The 18811-nt window shown below is 65.5% G+C and carries 15 protein-coding genes and 2 pseudogenes; 9 read left to right on the top strand and 8 right to left on the bottom strand.

The annotated features are described in order from the left end of the window. Positions 1–21: 21 nt before the first annotated feature. The gene (locus G6N13_RS12895) at positions 22–1266 is read right to left on the bottom strand and encodes a polyamine ABC transporter substrate-binding protein (RefSeq protein WP_163697521.1); all 1245 of its coding nucleotides are present in this window, start codon (positions 1264–1266) and stop codon (positions 22–24) included. 134 nt (positions 1267–1400) lie between these two features. Between G6N13_RS12895 and G6N13_RS12890 the strand changes: the two genes are divergently transcribed. Beyond that, positions 1401–2777 (top strand): aspartate aminotransferase family protein, encoded by a 1377-nt coding sequence (locus tag G6N13_RS12890; protein ID WP_163697519.1) that lies wholly within the window; start codon positions 1401–1403, stop codon positions 2775–2777. 25 nt (positions 2778–2802) lie between these two features. Beyond that, a complete protein-coding gene (locus G6N13_RS12885; RefSeq protein ID WP_163697518.1) occupies positions 2803–3945 on the top strand; it encodes an ABC transporter ATP-binding protein in 1143 nt (380 codons plus the stop codon). Here G6N13_RS12885 and G6N13_RS12880 read toward each other — a convergent pair. Continuing rightward, entirely contained in the window at positions 3942–4595 is a 654-nt protein-coding gene (locus tag G6N13_RS12880) for a TetR/AcrR family transcriptional regulator (protein WP_163697516.1), read from the bottom strand. The two genes, G6N13_RS12885 and G6N13_RS12880, sit on opposite strands and share 4 nt — an antisense overlap. 116 nt (positions 4596–4711) lie before the next feature. Here G6N13_RS12880 and G6N13_RS12875 point away from each other — a divergent pair, with 116 nt between their 5' ends. From G6N13_RS12875 to G6N13_RS12865, 3 genes are all read left to right on the top strand, one after another. Next, a complete protein-coding gene (locus tag G6N13_RS12875) occupies positions 4712–6334 on the top strand; it encodes a phytoene desaturase family protein (RefSeq protein WP_163697514.1) in 1623 nt (540 codons plus the stop codon). Next, a complete protein-coding gene (locus G6N13_RS12870) occupies positions 6331–8382 on the top strand; it encodes an acetate--CoA ligase family protein (RefSeq protein WP_179964983.1) in 2052 nt (683 codons plus the stop codon). Before G6N13_RS12875 ends, G6N13_RS12870 begins: the two co-directional genes overlap by 4 nt. A gap of 227 nt (positions 8383–8609) precedes the next feature. Further along, positions 8610–9149, top strand: coding sequence for a glycosyltransferase (locus tag G6N13_RS12865; protein WP_163697511.1), 540 nt, complete (start codon positions 8610–8612; stop codon positions 9147–9149). Between the two features lie 87 nt (positions 9150–9236). Here G6N13_RS12865 and G6N13_RS12860 read toward each other — a convergent pair whose 3' ends face one another. Both G6N13_RS12860 and G6N13_RS12855 read right to left on the bottom strand, forming a co-directional pair. Beyond that, on the bottom strand, positions 9237–9584 hold the full coding sequence (locus tag G6N13_RS12860; protein ID WP_163697510.1) for a cupin domain-containing protein: 348 nt from the start codon (positions 9582–9584) through the stop codon (positions 9237–9239). 20 nt (positions 9585–9604) lie between these two features. After that, on the bottom strand, positions 9605–10801 hold the full coding sequence (locus G6N13_RS12855) for an NAD(P)/FAD-dependent oxidoreductase (protein ID WP_163697508.1): 1197 nt from the start codon (positions 10799–10801) through the stop codon (positions 9605–9607). A gap of 66 nt (positions 10802–10867) precedes the next feature. Here G6N13_RS12855 and G6N13_RS12850 point away from each other — a divergent pair, with 66 nt between their 5' ends. Beyond that, positions 10868–12040 (top strand): acyl-CoA dehydrogenase family protein, encoded by a 1173-nt coding sequence (locus G6N13_RS12850; RefSeq protein ID WP_163697506.1) that lies wholly within the window; start codon positions 10868–10870, stop codon positions 12038–12040. An 85-nt stretch (positions 12041–12125) separates the two neighbouring features. On the opposite strand, the gene G6N13_RS12845 is transcribed toward G6N13_RS12850, so the two are convergent. Then, the gene (locus G6N13_RS12845) at positions 12126–13184 is read right to left on the bottom strand and encodes an NAD(P)H-dependent amine dehydrogenase family protein (protein ID WP_163697504.1); all 1059 of its coding nucleotides are present in this window, start codon (positions 13182–13184) and stop codon (positions 12126–12128) included. 82 nt (positions 13185–13266) lie between these two features. Here G6N13_RS12845 and G6N13_RS12840 point away from each other — a divergent pair, with 82 nt between their 5' ends. Then, entirely contained in the window at positions 13267–14466 is a 1200-nt protein-coding gene (locus tag G6N13_RS12840) for a lipid-transfer protein (RefSeq protein ID WP_163697502.1), read from the top strand. Between the two features lie 294 nt (positions 14467–14760). On the opposite strand, the gene G6N13_RS12835 is transcribed toward G6N13_RS12840, so the two are convergent. Then, positions 14761–16386 carry a long-chain fatty acid--CoA ligase gene (locus tag G6N13_RS12835; RefSeq protein WP_163697501.1) on the bottom strand — a complete coding sequence of 542 codons (1626 nt, stop codon included), beginning with the start codon at positions 16384–16386 and terminating at the stop codon, positions 14761–14763. 35 nt (positions 16387–16421) lie between these two features. On the opposite strand from G6N13_RS12835, the pseudogene G6N13_RS12830 reads away from it, so the two are divergent. Continuing rightward, positions 16422–16627 (top strand): annotated as a pseudogene (locus G6N13_RS12830) (YnfA family protein); the annotation flags it as partial. Positions 16628–16699: 72 nt separating this feature from the next. Beyond that, positions 16700–17011: a hypothetical protein gene (locus tag G6N13_RS12825; RefSeq protein WP_163697499.1), complete on the top strand. Its 312-nt coding sequence runs from the start codon at positions 16700–16702 to the stop codon at positions 17009–17011. On the opposite strand, the pseudogene G6N13_RS12820 reads toward G6N13_RS12825, so the two are convergent. After that, positions 17008–17384: pseudogene (locus G6N13_RS12820) on the bottom strand (nitroreductase/quinone reductase family protein). The gene G6N13_RS12825 and the pseudogene G6N13_RS12820 overlap by 4 nt on opposite strands. Before the next feature lie 21 nt (positions 17385–17405). Continuing rightward, a complete protein-coding gene (locus G6N13_RS12815; RefSeq protein ID WP_163697495.1) occupies positions 17406–18548 on the bottom strand; it encodes a YncE family protein in 1143 nt (380 codons plus the stop codon). Positions 18549–18811: the final 263 nt, after the last annotated feature.

Raw genomic sequence — 18811 nt, 5'->3', positions numbered from 1 at the left:
TGCGCGACCGCGGCGCCAGGGTCAGTTACCTCCGGCCTTGAAGGCGCGCCAGACATTGTGCCAGGCAGCGTCATTGGCGGTATCCAGCTCCAGCAGCCGGTAACCGGCGTCGAAGTACTCCGGGCGCACGATCGCGCTCTTCAGGTTCTCCGGGACCAGCCCATCAGCGATCAGCGTGTCCGGATTGAGTGACACCTGTGGCGGCTGGTAGCCGATCTGCTGGAGGTTCTGCTTGGCGACCTCCGGGTCGAGCATATGGTTGAGGAACAGGTTCGCCAGCACCGGATTCTTGCCGCCACGAAGCTGCACGATCAGGTCGTTGTCGACCAATCCCTTGCCGTCGGAGGGGAACCAATAGCGCAGGATCTCCGGTCCGGTTCCCTCCGGCAGGTAGTTGACGGCGTTGATGATGTCACCAGACCACATCTGCGACAGGCCGATCTGACCCGCGGGCAGATCGCTGTACATCGTGACGGTGACCTTCGGCGAGGTTGCCTTCACGAGCTCGGTCAGCTGGTCGCCGAGCTTCTTGAGATCGTCTGCCGATGATGTGTTGACATCGGTGATGCCCAGTTTCAGCAGCACCATGGCCATCGCGGTGTGCCAGTCATCGATGACGGCGGTCTTGTTCTTATAGGTCGGATCCCACAGTGCCTCATAGGGATTCTTCAGCGCACCGATATCCGCCGGCACCTGGTCGGCACGCCAGCCGATGCCGGTCGTGTAGACGGTGTAGGGCACCGTGAACCGCCACTCCTGGTCATACCAGGGGTTGGAGAAGAACGGCCAGACATTCTTGATGTTGGGGACATAGCTGTGGTTGATCGGGCGGACCAGTCCGCCGTTGACCAGCCGGCTGATCTGGTCGTAGCTCGGGAAGTAGATGTCGTAGTCGACGTTGCCGCCGCGGATCTTGGTGATGGCCTCGTCGGTGTCGTTGAAGGTCGAGACGGCCACCTTGGTCGAGTACTTCTCCTCGAACGACTTGATCGCGCCGGGCGCGATGTAGTCGGCATAGCTGTAGAGCTGTAGCGTGGCACCCTTTTCCGGGGCCAGCCCGTCGGCGATCGGCTTGTTATCGCCAGCGATGTCCCATGTCACCGGGTTCTTCGGTGACGCGATCTTCAGGGTCGGGGCCGAAGTCGATTGTCCGCCTTTGGAACACGCATCGAGAAAGGCCACGAGCGCGGGGGTTCCAGCGGCCAGTAAGGCGGCCCGCTGCAGGAATTGACGACGATTCGGGCCGGGTCCTGTCGGTGCTGGCATCCGCGCCTCCGTGGTTTCGAGTCTTCTCGAGTCTTGTTTGTTCCTTGGACTCTGGCATAGACTGAATGCTCAGTCAATAGATGCAGCGGCGCTTCTTCGCAGGTCCGCACAGCATTCGAGCGGAAGGTTTCCCCGTGGCTTCGCCGATTATCGAGAGCCCGGTTCACGACGCGGTCGACCAATTGATCGCCGATCAGGAAAAGGTGTTTCTGGCCCGCCAGCCGCGCAGCACCGAAATGATCGGCCGCGCAAGCGAACACCTTGCGGGCGGTGCCACGTCCAACTGGCAGATCGCCCAGCCGCAGGCGGTCTGGATGAGCCACGGCGCGGGTTCCAAGGTCTACGACGTCGACGGCACCGAGTACGTCGATATGCACGGCGGCTACGGCGCGTCCATCGCCGGACATGCCCACCCCGCGATCGTCGAGGCGGTCAGCAGGCAGGTTCGCCGCGGCACGCACTTCGCACAACCCACCGAGGACGCGATCTGGATCGCCGGCGAACTGGCCCGCAGGTTCGATTTGCCGTTGTGGCGCTTTGCCAATTCCGGCACCGAGGCCACCATGGACGCCGTGCACCTCGCCCGGTCGGTGACCGGGCGAGATCTCATCATCAAGGTCGAGGGTTGCTACCATGGCCATCACGACTCGGTGGAGGTCTCGGTGCTCCCCGAGGCAGACCAGGTCGGCCCGCGCGATCATCCGACCGGGGTGCCGGGTAACAGCGGTATCCCGGCGGCGATCCGCGATCTGGTGGTCGTCGTGGGATTCAACGATCCCGACGCGGTTGCCCGGGCACTGGCCGAGCACCGTGGCGAGGTGGCGGCAATGATCGTCGAGCCGGTGATGATGAACGCCGGCATCATTCCCCCTGACGTCGGCTACCTGGCCGCGATCCGCGAGCTGCTGCACGCCGAGGGTGCACTGCTGATCTACGACGAAGTCAAGACCGGCTTCACCACCGGACCCGGCGGTGTCACCGCAATGTCGGGTGTTGTCCCCGATATCATCTGTCTGGCAAAGGCTTTGGGGGGCGGGATCGCGGTGGCGGCGATCGGGGGCAGCACCACCGTGATGTCGGCGATCGCCGACGGCCGTTACGAACAGGTCGGCACCTTCAACGGCAATCCGCTGGCGATGGCGGCTACCCGGGCCACCCTGGCCGAGGTGCTGACCCCCGCTGCGTACGCACGCATGGCATCCCTGGCAGAGCGGCTGCGCGGCGCTTTGGAAGCGACGACGGCCGAGCACGGTTACGGTTGGCACGTGGTGAGCGTGGGCGCCAAGGGTTGTGTGACGTTCACACGCGAGCCGGTGCACGATTTCCGCGATTTCCTCCAGATCGACGATCGGTTGGGCCACTTGCACTGGCTCATGCAGCACAATGGCGGTGTATTCCTGCCGCCGTGGGGCAAGGTGGAGCAATGGTTGCTATCTGTTCAGCACGACGAGGCCGATGTCGACCGGTTCGCCGCGAACTTCGCCCGGCTCGCTTCGGCGGTGGCGGCCTGACCGCCTGTTGCGGGGACGGCCGCCGGTGACCGGCGGCGCCATCCGGCTGCACCAGCTGGCGAAGTCGTTCGACGGAGTACCCGCCGTGACGGGTATCGACCTGGATATCCCGGCAGGACAGTTCTACTCACTTCTCGGCGCATCCGGCTGCGGTAAGACCACCACACTGCGGATGATCGCCGGTTTCGAGAAACCCGACTCCGGCCGCATCGAACTCGACGGCCGTGACGTCGCGCAGGATCCACCGCACAAGCGGCCGGTCAATACCGTGTTCCAGACGTACGCGCTGTTTCCATTCATGACGGTGTGGGACAACGTCGCGTTCGGTCTGCGCTACAAGAAAACCCCCAAGGACGAGACCAAGCGCCGCGTCGGCGAAGCGCTCGAACTGGTCCGGATGAGCGGGTACGCCAAACGCAAGCCCACCCAGCTCTCCGGCGGCCAGCAACAGCGTGTCGCACTGGCCCGGGCGCTGGTGCTACAACCCAGCGTGCTGCTGCTCGATGAGCCGCTCGGAGCACTCGATGCCAAGCTGCGCAAGCAACTTCAGCTCGAACTGCGCGCCGTACAGCGCGAGGTCGAGATCACGTTCGTGTACGTGACCCACGACCAGGACGAGGCGCTCACAATGAGTGACCAGATCGCCGTCTTGGCCGAGGGACGGGTCGAACAGGTGGGACCCCCGCAGGAGATCTACTCCGCGCCAGCCACCACCTACGTGGCTGGATTCCTCGGTGCGGCAAACATTTTCGATGCCGATGTCCTGGAGAACGACGGCGGGTCGGCGCTGTGCTCGGCACTGGCGACCAGACTCGGCGCCACGGTGGACGCCTCGTGTCAGCCCGGCCCGGCCGCCATCGTCATCCGGCCGGAACGCATCACTCTGCAGTCCCCTGACGACCCGGTGTCGCCCGGGCACAACGCGATCACCGGGACGGTGGCCCAGGTCGTCTATCACGGGGCGTCGACGCAGGTTCATGTCAACGTCGGTGAACCCGCCGCCCTGGTCGTCGATGTCCCCAACCGCTCCGGGCCTGGCTCCGTGGCCTACGACACGGGGATGTCGGTCACCTGCGTGTGCACCGATGACGCGGTGCGGGTGCTGGCCCGAAGTACCGCGGCCGTTATCAAGGATCCGGCGGCTGATCTGGTCGCCAGCCCGGTTTAGCGCGACCGCCGGCCGCGACCGGCCGCCACCGGACGCCGCTTCTCCCGCGGCATTTCCAGCTCACGTTCGGCGAAGCGCATCGCGATGTCGTAAGCCACGGTCGAGTCGACATCCGGATCTTCCAGCGCAACCTGGATCGACAACCCGTCCAACAGCGCCGAGAACTCCAGAGCGAACATCTTCGCGTCGACCTCGGACTCCAGCTCGGCCGATTGCACCGCATCCACGATCATCCGGCGCCAGCGCGCATCGAGTTCCACCCGGCCCGTCTTGACCTCGTCGTGCCGGAAGGCTTGCGCCCAGAGGTCGAACCACAGCCCCCACGCGCCGGGGATCTCGTTCTTGCCCTCCGGGACGCAGGTCCACTGGATCAACAGCGAGAGCCGGTCACGCAATGAGGACACCTCGGCGAGCATCTGTTCGGCCGCCTCGTAGAACGATTCCTCGGAATAGCGCAACGCATCGACGAGCAGCCGATCGCGGGTGCCGAAGTAGTAGATGACCAACGCCGAGCTGACCCCGGCCCGTTTGGCGACATCAGAGATTCGCGTCTCGGAAAAGCCACGTTCGCATATGAGCTCCGCTGCGGCGCGCAACATCTGGATGCGCCGCGCTTCGTTGTTCTCGGTCGCGGGTGCGGGTTCTGCCATCTCGTCGTACTCCCCTTAGATCGCGCCTGCGCTGGCACTTGTTCTAAGCCTAACACTTGGTTAGATTGAACAGTCAGTCAAAGCTGCCCGTTCCGGGCTGACGAAAGTAGAGCGCCATGTCGAACACCTACGACGCCATCGTCATCGGCGGCGGTCACAACGGACTGGTCTCGGCCGCCTATCTGGCACGCTCGGGCGCCAATACCGTCGTCCTGGAGTCTCGGAGCGCATTGGGCGGCGCCGCCACCACTGAGGCGCCGTGGGAGGACGCACCCCACCTCCGGGTGACCCGGTTGTCGTACGTGATGAGCCTGATGCCGCCGACCATCGTCAACGATTTGAGCCTGGAGCGCCACGGCTACAAGGTGCACCCGATGGGCCCCTACTACCAGGCATTTCCCGAGGGTGGCTCGCTCACCATCTACGAGGACGACCCGGCACGCACCCACGAGCAACTGGCCAAATTCTCGAAGAAGGACGCCGAAACCTGGCCCAAGTGGAACGCCTGGCTGGAGGGTATCGCCGATGTCATGGGCCCCCTGCTGACCCAGGTGCCGCCCAACATCGGTTCGCACAAGCCGTCGGATTTGTTCGAGCTCGCGAAGCTGGGCTGGAGCCAACGCGGCATGACCACCCGGATGATGGGTGACGTCACCCGGCTGCTCACCATGAGCATCGCCGACCTACTCGACGACTGGTTCGAATCACCGCAAATCAAAGGTGCGCTGGCGGTCAACGGTGTCATCGGAACCTGGGCCGGACCGTACGAACCAGGCACCGCCTACGTGATGGCGCACCACTCCATCGGCGACGTTGGCGACGGCCAGCTCGGCAGCTGGGGCTACCCCGAGGGAGGCATGGGCGCGGTGTCGGAGGCCATCGCCCGCTCCGCACGCAGCTTCGGTGCCGAAATCCGCACCAAGGCTCGGGTGTCGCGGATGTTGGTGCGCGGCAGCCGGGTCGAGGGCGTGGTCCTGGACAACGGCGATGAGATCCGCGCACCCTTGGTCGTGACCACGCTGCACCCGAAAATTGCTTTTCTGGAACATATTCCGCGCACCGAGTTACCCGCGGAGTTCGTCTCCGACATCCAGCATTTCAAGACCCGCAGCGGTGTGGTGAAGATCAACCTGGCCTTGGGAGAGCTACCGAACTTCACCGCTGATCCCAGCGACGGCCAGGCCGAACACCACACCGGCTCGGTCGAGATGGCACCGACGATGGAGTACATCGAGGCCGCGTTCCAGGACGCCCGCGTCGGCAAGCCCGCCTTGATGCCGTTCAGCGACGGTGTCATCCCCACAACCCTCGACAAGACACTCAATCCCGATGGAACGCATATCATGTCGCTGTTTACCCAGTGGGTTCCCGCAGCATGGGCCGATGCTCCACACACCGAGGAGCTCGATGCATATGCCGACCGGCTGATCGATCTCTACGACCAGGTCGCCCCCGGCTTCAAGTCCTCGATCCTGCATCGCGACGTCATCGGACCGCACGAGATGGAGCAGGAGTACGGCTTGATCGGCGGCAACATCTTCCACGGCGAACTGTCGCTGGAGCAGCTGTTCCACATGCGGCCCGCACCGGGTTACGCCGACTACCGCACGCCGATCGCCGGGCTCTACAACGGAAGCTCAGGCACCCATGCCGGCGGCGGGGTGTGTGGCATCCCCGGGTGGCAGGCCGCCAAAGCCGCACTGGCCGATACCAAGAAGAAGCGTTTCCGCAAGCGATGACCGACAGCCGCCGTGCGGCCGTGGCCGCCATGCTAGGGGCGCGTTCGGTGGCGCTCGTCGGGGCCAGCCCACGGCCGGGCAGCTTCGGCGAGCGGATGATGATCGAAGCGCGCCGAAGCTCGGGGCGCATGCATCTGGTCAACCCGCGCTACGACAGGATCGACGGCATCGTGTGCGCGCCATCGCTGGCCGCGCTCGACGAGCCGGTCGATCTGGTGCTGCTCGGCGTCCCCGACGCGGCCCTGCTCGACGAACTGAAAGCCGCTGCCGCGATCGGGGCGCCGTCCGCGGTCATCTTCGGTTCGGCGCACGGCGCGTCGTTGCGCCAGGGCGTCACCGAGGTCGCCGCCGGGGCCCGGATGGCGGTGTGCGGGGCGGGGTGCATGGGATTTGTCAACAACACCACCGGCCTGCGCGCGCTCGGCTACCTCGAGCCCGATCCCCTACCGCCGGGCGGGGTTTCGCTCGTGACACACTCGGGGTCGGCGTTCTCCACGATCCTGCGGGCCGGCCGTGGGTTCGGCTTCCGGTTGGCGGTTTCCTCGGGTCAGGAGCTCGTCACCGATACCGCCGACTACGTGGACTACATCGTCGAGGACCCGGACACGTCGTTGATCGCGCTGCTGCTGGAGACCCCGCGCTCGGTGGGCCGCCTGCGAGCCGGACTGCACCTCGCCGCCGAGCGCGGCATCCCGGTGGTGATCCTGCCGGTCGGGCACTCCCCCCGTGGGCGCGCTATGGTCGCCGCGCACTCCGGTGCGCTGGCGGGTGACGCCGCCGGCTGGCGGGCATTCTGCGCCGACACCGGGGCCATCCGAGTATCGGATATGGCCGAATTCGTTGACACGATTGAGCTTTTCGAGGCGGGCCGACGACGCAGGCCGGGCTCGCGGGCAATCGCGACTGCGCACGACTCCGGAGCCGAACGCGCCTTGTGTGCCGATATCGCCCACGAGCTCGCCGTCGACTTCGCGGAGCTGACCCGCGCGACCCTAGCCACCCTCGGTGAACTGCTCGACGAGGGACTGACCGCCGGCAATCCGCTCGACGTGTGGGGTACCGGCGCGGACACTCGCGAATTGTTCGGCGGCTGCCTGCGTGCGCTGGTCGATGATCCAGGGGTGGCGGTGACCGCCCTTGCCGTCGACTTGGTCACCGAGTTCGACGGCGACACCGCCTACAGCGATGCCATTCTGGACATCGCGGCCGACACCGATGCGCCGCTCGCAGTGCTGGCATCGGTCCCTTCTGCGATCGACAAGACCACGGCGAAGAGGCTCCGCAACAACGGAATTCCTCTACTCGAAGGCACCCGTAGCGGGATCGCGGCACTCGGGCATCTGGCGCGCTGGCCACTACCGGTGCCGGCGGGTATCCCTGAGATCGACACCGCCCGTGCGCAACGCTGGGCCGCCAAGCTGGGCGAGCCCGGCTGGGACTCCCCCACCGCCTTTGCGTTGTTGGCCGATTACGGCATTTCGGTGACGCGCTCGCGCGCTGCCCATAACGCCACCGAGGCGCTGGCCGCGGCAGAAGCGCTCGGTTATCCGGTCGCACTGAAAACTCAAGGCAGCGAGCATAAGAGCGATGTCGGCGGGGTGGTTCTCGACATCAGCGACCGTGAGGCGCTGTGGGTGGCCTACGAGGAGATGGCCGGCCGCCTCGGACCCGACGTCAGCATCGACGCGATGGCTCCTGCGGGCGTGGAGATCTCGCTGGGCGTGGTACGCGATGACAACTTCGGACCGCTGATCGTGGTCGCCGCCGGGGGCACGATGGTGGAACTGCTGGCCGATCGCACGGTCGCGTGTGCGCCGGTCAGCCGGGAGGCAGCCGTGGCGCTGCTGGGCTCGCTACGCGCCGCACCTCTGCTGGCCGGCTGGCGCGGTGCACAGCCGGTCGACCTGGCGGCATTGACGGACGCCGTCGTCGGATTCTCGCAGCTGGCAATCGAACTCGGTGAGTATCTCGACGCCATCGAGGCCAATCCCGTCATCGCGTCTGCGGCCGGGGTGCTGGCTGTCGACGCGCTGGTGATCCCGCGCTAGGGCGGTGGTGGAGTGGGCGCGCTGATTGCCCGCACCGTGCAGAGCCCTTGGTCGAACGGCATCGTCAGCACTTCGTCTGTGATCGTCGCAGACACCTTCTCAGTCATCGGCCGCATCGTCGCGACGATCCCCGGGTGCAAACATCGGAGCGCTGTCTGCGAGCGGTCGAAATCCTCCGAAATGACTACGGTGTCGCCGACGCTTCACCTTTCTCGTACGCGTCAGGGTTGAGCCCCTGGCTGAATCTGTACTGCGAGCTGAGCGCTTTTCCGACCGACGAAGAGCGGAACGTCTTCGAACCGGTCGCCTTGTTCGGCTCGCACCCCGGACGGTCTACAACGCTGCGCCACGAGCCGTATTTCAGCGATATCGCCCTCAAAACCTGCGCCTCATTCGGGACGATCATCTGGCGTCACTATTCCGGTGTCGCTATCGCCGCGCTCGTAGCGATAGCCGATTCACTCAGCACACTCCCGGAAGCCGAGTTGGTCGTGAGTCTCGGCCGTAGCGATACCAGCCTCGGTTCGACACCACCGAACGTCACCGTCGTTGACGACGTCGATCAGGAGGCCATCCCGCGTGAAGCGGACATCTTCATCACTCACCAGGGGATGAACTCCACCCACCAAGCCATCGTGCATACGGTCCCCATGATCTCGTGTCCGTTTTTTGGTACCAGCCCTCGCTTGCCGCCAAATGCGCTGCGTTGGGAATCGCGCAGCCGCGCATCGACACCCCGGGAGACCCGATCACCGTCGCGGGTGTGAGCCAGACACTGCGCCGGGTCATCGCTAATCGGGCTGGCATCGGCGATCGGCTGCGCGAAGTCCGCCGCTGCCGTCCGCTGGCGACGATCAGAAAATGGCGTAGGCCTTGCGCAGGATCTCGTGGATCACCCACGTCCCGGTCCAGCCGAGCGGAAAGACCGCGAGGTCACCTGCACCGACCTCACTGGGCTCACCGCCATCGGGAGTGACCGTCATCCGCCCGGACACCACGTAGATCACTTCGTTGACCTCGAGCGTCCAGTGCGACGGCCCGGGGGCGCACTGCCAGATACCCGCCGACTTGTCGCCGTCGACCCAGACCTCCAGACCGTGGGTCGCCATCGGGTCACCGGTGGCTTCCTCCAACGGACCCCAGTCTTCGAGTTCGGCATCGGCCGCATTGGCCAGCACGGTGGTGAGTACTGCAGCGTTCATGGGAGGTAAACCCTTCATTGTCAGGCGTGTTCGGGGAACGGGAGAGAAATCGGTTCAGGCTCGAGGCGACTGTTCCCGTCGGCGTCGAAACGGTCCAGTCCAAGGTCGGTGAGGTCCAGCCAGTCGCATCCGCCCGTGAGAGTGATGTCGGCGGCGGCCTCGGCCACCGCGGGACCCCACATCATGCCGTGCCCGGCCGCGCAGGCAACCACGGTGCCGTCGATCGCGCCGTCCTCGGTCAGCAGCCGACCCAGGATCGGCAGGTGGTCGTTCGTGTAGTCGATCGTGGCCGCCCACGTGCGCCGAAGTCCCAGCCCGCGCACCGCCGGCAACAATGACTCGATGCGGGCGAGCGCCTTCTGGTAGTAGCTCCAGTCGAATTCGGTAGCTTCGCCGGGCTGCTCGTCGGGGTTGCTCATCCCCCATAGCACCCCACCGTATTCCCCTGGTCGCCAATAGATTCCTTCACTGACGTCGAAAACCATGGGCAGCTCGTCGATGTTGGCGCCGCGTAGTGGTTCGGTGACCACGACCTGATGGCGGGTGCCGCCGGCGGGAATCCGGCCGCCCGCCGTCACACCGACCTCGCCGAGCAAGGGGCCACCGGTCAGCACCACCCGGTTGGTGTCGATGGGTCCGGCGGCGGTATCGACGCCGACGACACGCCCCTTGGCCACCCGCAAGCCAGTGAACGCACAGCGTTCGCGGACGTCGACTTCGTGTGCGGTAAGCGCCGCAGTGTAGGCCAGCACATTGCGCGGGGCGTTAATGTATCCGTCGCCGGGAGCATACGAGCCGCCAGCCGTGATGCCTGGCGCCAAACCGGTGTTGCGGCCGTCGATATCGGTGCTGGACAACCATTCCACGGTCAACCCGAGCGAGTGCTGCAGGGCGATCCGGTCGTGCGCCTGTCGCACCTCGACGTCGGAGAAGCACGGCATCAGGTAGCCCTGCGCGACGAAACCGCAATCCAGCGGATAGCGCTCACCAGAAGCGATGTAGAACTCTTGGCTCCGCAAGCCCAGTCGGATGGCGGTCTCGGTACCGCCCTGCGCACGGACCATACCGGCGGCACGGCTGCTGGCGCCGTCACCCAGCGTCTGGGCTTCGAGCAGCACGACGCGGCCAGCCCCACGCTCGGCCAGTTGGACTGCCGTCCACGCCCCGACCGTGCCACCGCCGACCACCACAACGTCCGCACTGCGACTACTGGTCATACCTCAAGACCGTGACATAGACTGAACGCTCAGTCAATAGCTTCCAGCGAGCAGAGAGCACCGCGAATGTACGGGTTGACGACGCAAGACCGACGGATCCGTGACACCGCCCGCGAGTTCGTCGAGACTCTGATCCCCTACGAGTCCGAGGCCGAGCTGGCCGGCGGCCAACTACCCAAGGAACTGACCGCCGAGCACCACGCGAAGGCCATTGAGCTGGGCCTGTACGCCACCAATATGCCCAGCTCGGTGGGCGGCCCGGGATTTACTGCACTGCAACAGGTTTTGGTGCAGGAACAGGTCGGCCGGGTCACCAATGCGATCGCGTGGGTGATGCACACCCCGCCGCAATGGTGGGCCGGGGTGGCTACCGAGTACCAGAAGCAGCGCTGGCTGCTGCCCGCGGTCCGCGGGGAGAAGCACGAGGCGTACGCCATCACCGAGGAATTCGCCGGCTCGGACGTTTCTGCGCTGGAAACGACCGCGGTCCGCGAGGGCGATGACTACGTCATCAACGGGATCAAGTGGCACGTCACCTCGTTCAACCTGGCCGAGTACGTCTTCGTCCAGGCGGTGCTGGTCGGCGGGCCACACGAGGGTGACCACGTCCTGCTGGTGGTGGATCTGCCCTGGCCCGGGGTCGAAGTGGTGCGAACACCGCATTACTCGCACAATATCCCCGATGAACACCCGATCGTCTCGTTCACCGATGTGCGGGTCCCGGTCAGCCACCTGATCGGCGCCGAGGGCCAAGGAATGACTTTCACCCAGGACTGGTTCCGCTTCGAGCGGATCATGGTGGCCTCCCGCTGCGTCGGTGCTGCCCAGCGGCTGGTCGACGAGATGACCGCATTCGCACGGGATCGCATCGTCGACGGGAAGGCGCTCGGCGACCACCAGCTGGTGGCCGGCATGCTCGCCGACAGCGCCACCGAACTGTTCGCCGCCCGAAGCATGCTCTACGAGGTGGCCCGCGGGATCGATGCCGGGCTGGATCGCAAGGCGCTGCACGGGCAAGCATCGATGGCCAAGTTGTACTGCTCGGAAATGGCCGGCCGAGTGGCCGACCGGGCGGTGCAGGTTTTCGGCGGCCGCGGCTACATGCGCGAGAACGTCGCCGAGCGAATGTTCCGCGAGCTACGGGTGGAGCGAATCTGGGAGGGCGCCAGCGAGATTCAGCGCATAATCATCGGCCGTCAGCTGATGCAACGCGGCCCGGCGACACTACTCGGCTCCTAACGCAGCAGGGAGTCCGACACGGTGCCGAGCGCCTCGGTGGCGTAGCCCTTCCAGATCTGGGCGAACACCGGTAGCGCTGGTGCGGTCAGCGGGAGAGTTGCGGCGCCGCGCGTCCGGTGATGAGCGGGAGGTCGAAGAAGGTGGCGATACCCGGCTCCGCGGCCACCGTCGCGGGGATGGAGTTGACGCAGTGCGCGGCGGTGGCCACAACGCCCGGGTTGCTGATCAACCCTTCCTCGACGCTTTCGGGTTGCCAGCCCTTGACCGTGACGAAAGTATTCGGGTTGCCCCGCACCTGCATCTCGTAGCGCTCCCCTGCAGGACCGAAAGACCAAGCGGGGTCGAGGTTTTCTTCGCCCATCAGCCAGTTGACGGTGATGCGTACGACGATGGTGTTGGTCACCACAGCATCCCAATGGAAGCGCCGGCCGGCGACCTGGCCGGGCTCGATCACGCCCATCGGCGAGTCGATGGGTGCGGTCGCGACCGCGACCTCCTGGGAGGTGCGGATCTGGGGTTCGGCGGCAAAACCGAGGCGGTCGACGATCAGCCGAACCGATTGGAAGAAGCCACCGTTGAGCAGCTTCTGCATGGGCCCAGTCAGGGCGCTCTCCGGTGTGCCGCCGAAGCCCATCACGTGGCGCAGCACGTCGGGTGCGCCGTAGGTGCGCAGATCGGAGTATTCCTCGGCACGCACATACGTCACGCCTGTGGACATCACCGATAGCAGCAGGGGGAACAGCTCGGTGGCCGCACCCGGCCCGATGCCGGCACCGTGCAAGGTGACGTTGCCCTCTCGGGCAGCGGCCTCCAGCGGTGCGGCTTCGGATTCGCTCGGATAGAACCAACCGATGGGGCTGACGACGTTCTTGCCGGAGCGCAGCAGCGCGGTCACCTCGCCGAGGTTGGGCAGCAGCGGCGCGTAGATCACGGCGTCGGCGTCCAGCGCGAGAATGTCGTCAAGGCTGTTGGTGGCCGTGACCCCCAGCGGTTCGGAGCCGATGATCTCGCCGACGTCCTTGCCTGCCTTGTCGGTGGAATGCACCCAGCAGCCGGCCAGTTCGAGTTCTGGATGTTCGAGCACACCCTTGATCGCCGCCACCCCGACTGAGCCGGTTGCCCACTGCACGACCCGCAACGCCATTGCTGCACCTCCGTGGCAAACTAGAACAGGTTCTAGGCGGCTTACACTAGCCGGATCGTCAGTGTGGACGGAAGGGATTGTCATGGCCAACGCGAAAAACCGCGTGTTCGTCGTCGGGGTCGGAATGACCAAGTTCGAAAAGCCGGGCCGCCGCGAAGGCTGGGACTACCCCCAGATGGCCAACGAATCGGGCACCAAGGCACTGGCCGACGCCGGTATCGACTACGGCCAAGTTGAGCAGGGCTACGTCGGCTACTGCTCGGGTGACTCCACCTCCGGGCAGCGCGCGCTCTACGAGCTCGGCATGACCGGCATCCCGATCGTCAACGTCAACAACAACTGTTCGACCGGCTCGACCGCGTTGTATCTGGCGGCGCAGGCCATCCGCGGCGGGCTTGCCGACTGCACGATCGCGCTGGGGTTCGAGAAGATGCAACCCGGCTCCCTCGGCGGCGGTGCAGATGATCGCGAATCACCGCTGATGCGCCACATTGTCGCGCTCAACGAGACCGACGCGATGGCGTTTCCGGTGGCGCCGTGGATGTTCGGCGCGGCGGGCCGCGAGCACATGAAGAAGTACGGCACCACCGCCGAGCATTTCGCCAAGATCGGCTACAAGAACCACAAGCATTCGGTGAACAACCCGTACGCGCAGTTCCAGGAGGAGTACACCCTCGACGACATCCTGGGCGCGAAGATGATCTCCGACCCGCTGACCAAGCTGCAGTGCTCGCCGACGTCAGACGGTTCCGGCGCGGCGATCGTGGTCAGCGAGGCGTTCGTCGACGAGCATGGGCTGGCCGAACAGGCGGTGGAGATTGTCGGGCAGGCGATGACGACCGATTTCGCATCGACGTTCGACGGCAGCGCGGCCAACATCATCGGCTACGACATGAATGTTCAGGCCGCCCAACAGGTTTACGACCAGTCCGGCCTCGGCCCGCAAGACTTCCAGGTCATCGAGCTGCACGACTGCTTCTCGGCCAACGAGCTGCTGCTGTACGAAGCCCTCGGCCTGTGCGGCCCCGGTGAGGCGCCGTCGCTGATCGACAACGATGACACCACCTACGGCGGCCGCTGGGTGGTCAACCCGTCGGGCGGGCTGATCTCCAAGGGTCACCCGTTGGGTGCAACCGGCCTGGCGCAGTGCGCCGAGCTGACCTGGCAGCTGCGCGGTACCGCCGACAAGCGCCAGGTCGACAACGTCACTGCCGCACTGCAGCACAACATCGGGCTGGGCGGGGCGGCCGTCGTCACCGCCTACCAGCGCGCCGAGCGGTAGCGCAGCCCCTGCGCGGGACCGACTGGCGAGCGGTCGGCCCGGCACGGTTGCAGCATCACGTCTCGCATCGCGTCGAGCACTGAAGTGCCCGCCGGCTCGCAGCCCGTGCACACGACGGCGGTGATGCCTTTGGCGCTGGCGCGCAACCGTTGAACGCCCGGCCACGTGGCATCATGCCGGCATCCCGTACCCCCCACGGATTGTTTTATTGAAAATGATTTTCGGCAAGCGCCGAGTTGGGCTGTAGCGCGCAGAGGACGTTACTGGAGATTGTTTTCAATACGGGAGGTGCCGCTAGAGGTGCGTGACGTCGTAGACCTCGTCGGCGTGCCGGGCCCGGATTGTCTTCTTGTCGTACTTGCCGACGCTGGTACGCGGAATCTCGTCGATGAACGTCCACCGTTCCGGCAGCCACCACCGAACAACTTTGTCGGACAGAAAGTTCCGTAGCTCCTCCGCGGATGCCTCAGCGCCTTCCTGAAGAACAATGGCGGCCAGCGGCCGTTCCTGCCAGCGGTCGTCGGGCACGCCGACCACCGCGGCCTCCCGGACGGCCGGGTGGGCGATCAGCTGATTCTCCAGTTCCACCGACGAGATCCATTCACCGCCGGACTTGATCACGTCCTTGGCCCGGTCGGTCAGCGTGATGTAGCCGCGAGCATCGATGCAGCCCACGTCGCCGGTGCGCAGCCAGCCGGCTTGGAACTTCGAATCGTCGGTGTTGCGGTAGTAGGAGCCGGTGACCCACGGCCCGCGAACCTCCAGCTCGCCCACCGATTCGCCGTCGGTGGGCAGCACACCGCCCTCGTCGTCGACGATGCGGGCTTCAACGCCGCACATCGGCCGGCCGGCCGTACCGCGTATCTCCCACTCCTCTTCGGGGGACAACCCCGGCGGCGGCCAGGCCACCGTGGCGATCGGCGACGTTTCGGTCATCCCCCACAGCTGGCGGATCTGGACGTCGAATTTCTCCTCGAACGCCTTCATCAGCGACACCGGCACGGCTGAGCCGCCGCAGGACACCAGGCGCAGCGACGAGATGTCGTGGCCGGGGTTGCGGTCGAGATGGTTCATCACGTCGTTCCAGATCGTGGGTACCGCGCCGGCCACCGTAGGGCGCTGGGTTTCGATCAGGTTGACCATCGAAGTGGCGTCCATAAAGCGATCCGGCAACACCAGATCGGCGCCAGCCATCATCGACGCATACGGCAACCCCCACGCGTTGGCGTGGAACATCGGCACGATCGGCAAGGCCTTGTCCGAGAAGCTCAGACTCAGGCCGTTACCGCTACAGACTGCCATCGAGTGCAGGTAGTTCGACCGGTGGCTGTACACCACACCTTTCGGATGCCCGGTGGTGCCACTTGTGTAACACATTGCGGCGGCTGAGTTTTCATCGATCTCTGGCCAGTCGAACTCGTCGGATTCGGCGGCGATGACCTCGTGGTAGCGCAGCACCCGCTTGCCCGAAGCTTCCAACGGGGCCAGATCGCCGTCGCCGACCGCGATCACCGTGTGCACCGTCTCCATCCGCGGCAACACGGGAGCCAGGATCGAGGTCAGCGACAGGTCGGCGATCACCACCTGGTCCTCGGCCTCGTAGGCGACGAACTCGATCTGCTCGGGGAACAGCCGGATGTTCAGCGTATGCAGCACCGCCGCCATCGACGGCACGGCGACGTAGGCCTCCAGGTGTTCCTGGTTATTCCACATGAACGTGGCGACGCGCTGGTCGCCCGTGATCCCCAGGCGCCGCAGCGCGTTGGCCAGGCGAGCGGCCCGCTGGCCGACCTCGCGGTATGTGGCGTGGCGGTAGCCCTCTCCCGTCGCGGTGGTCACTGTCCGATCGCCGTGGACTGCGACGGCGTAACGCAGGATCGCGGCGACCGTCAGGGAGAAGGACTGCATCGTGCTCTGCATAGGCCCGAATCTAGCGCGACGGGCATACCCATCGGATGCTGGTGCTCAAATCGACTGCGTTTTCGTGGTGTCCGCGCTATTGGAGATCGGCGGCTCCTGGCTGGAGTGGCAGCTAATCCGAGAACACCGCGGACTCCTGTGGGCAGGGCTTGGTGTAATCGCCTTGGTTGCTTACGGTTTCGGGCCGAACCTGCAGCCTGACGCGCACTTCGGCCGGGTTTTGGCGGTGTCTGGGCGGATACCGGCGGGAACGTTTCCCCCCCCGGCGGCGATGTGAGAGGAGGATAGGGGAACACAACGAGGAGGCGCGATCATGCGGAACACATTGACACTTGCCGCAGTGGCGGCTGTGGGTGTCGTTTTCGCGGGGCCGGCCGCGCCGGCGTGGGCCGATTCTGCGCAGGCCACAATCAGCCAATTGCAGCAGCAGGGTTACACCGTCAACCTCGACCGCATCGGGACCGGGCCGATATCGAAGTGCGTTGTCACCAACGTGCGCAATCCCCAGACTCTCACCCAGTGGGTGCCCTACGCGGGTCCAGGTCGTGGCGATGACCGCACCATCCTGGTGCCGGTCCTCACCAGCCAGACGGTCTCGGTGTCATTGGACTGCAGCGCGCGCTAGGCGAGGTCGACGCGGATGGTGAGCAAGTTGTCGCCCATCGTGCGTACCCCGGCACTGTTCATCCGCGGAAGCTCGGCCAGTCTGGCGCGCGCGTCGTCCTCCGGGAGCGGGGTGGCTGTCCCGCTGCGAACACGAACCCGCACATGGGGGTTGGCCTCGATATTGCGCACATACTGCGATCGATCACCGAACTCCGACACGAACCAGAACTCGCTGCCGGTCAGTCGGCCGCCGAGCGGGGACCGCCGCGGTTGCCCGGATTTGCAGCCGGTGGTCTCCAGCAGAGTCTGAATCGGGACCAACCGCATCACCGGGTTGGAGCGATGTTGCTCTGAAAGAGGGTGGCGAAGCGCTGCCGGGGAGACGAAGTCATGGCTCCATCGTGGCAGGCGGTTCAGGATGCCGCGACGGCCAACGGCCGCGGCTGCTGCGCGGCTGTCTCGAGGCGAAGTGCGGTGATCGCACCGGCGTAGTCGGCCGCGTACAGCCGGTTACGAACGGGGTCGGCGGCCAGGCAGGACAGCTGGGGGCCGATGACAACGCTGTCGACAATCTCGGAGGTGGCAGTACACAGCACGGCGATCTCATTGCGGTCGACGATGTAGGCGCAGTTGCCTGTGCGGCTGAGTACCAGCTGCGTGGGCACGCCACCCATCGCGATGGTGTCGGTGACACGGGCACCGGCGACGTCGATGACGTGGACGGCTCCGCCGAACTCGGCATCCCAGCCGGTACCAAACACGGTGCGGCCGTTGGGCATAACCGCGATGTCGCCGATGGATCCAGAGATCGTGACGAGGTCGTATACCACTCTGTCGCAGGTACCGATGATCGCCAGCAGGCCGCCGAACGGAGTGGTGAGTGCCGCGAACAGGCGGGTGCCGTCGGCGCTCACGCACAGCGATTCGACGGTGGAGCCGGGGGCGGCGGGAATCTCGACGCTAGCGATCCTGCCGGTTTCGATGTCGACGACGGCGATGTCGACGATGTCGTCGGCGGTGCGCGCGACATAGAGGACGTCAGCAGTGGGGCTGACCGCAATTCCGCAGGCGGTCATCTCAAAAGTCTTGGCGGCCAGCGGCATGCCGGTTCTGGTGTCGACGGCGACGACGGCGTCCGCCTCGTTCGAGGCGGCGCTGACGTATGCACGCTCGCCGACGACTACGGCCGAGTACGGCTCACTGAGGCCCTCGATGGTGGCGGTCACCTTCAGCGTGGCAGCGTCGATGACGCACACCACATCCGCGCCGTAGTGCGCGGTGACTAGGTGGCGGCCATCCGGGCTGACGGCCATATCACTGACCGGGCCGTGTCCGGCAGCGAGCGTCCTTGCGATGGTGACGACCGGGGCCGCGATCGGCTCGGTCAGCGGCTCAAGTCCGGCACCGCCCAGTAACTGCGGGAGCAGATCGCTGATCGGAGTGCGCCTAATGCTCGGCAAGGACGACAGCCACAGCGCGTCCGCAGCGGCGGTCCGCTCGGCCACCGCGACACCGGTGCCTTTAGACCCTTCCGAAACTCCCGTTGCGTTTGCCATGATCTCGTACCTCCGCCGGCCTGAACGCGGCCGGTCATTGTCTTTGGTCGTTGTGCGTTACCTGGCGGTAACTGCCTTCGACAAGTGTAGCGAGCGAATTCGCGGAGAATTCGCGGCTTTTCGGAACCCAATTCGCGAGCACCCCGTGGATCTCAGGGTGCGCTAAGACAAGGATCGTTATCAATTCGTTGCAATGCCTCGGGCATGTCCCACAAATGGCCTCTGAACTGCAAATACTGATGGATTCAAGATCATGAATCAGA

Source organism: Mycolicibacterium sarraceniae, assembly GCF_010731875.1.
In the GTDB taxonomy this organism is placed as follows: domain Bacteria; phylum Actinomycetota; class Actinomycetes; order Mycobacteriales; family Mycobacteriaceae; genus Mycobacterium; species Mycobacterium sarraceniae.
The sequence above is the reverse complement of the archived record's forward strand: the minus strand, read 5'-3'. Positions and strand labels throughout refer to the sequence as shown.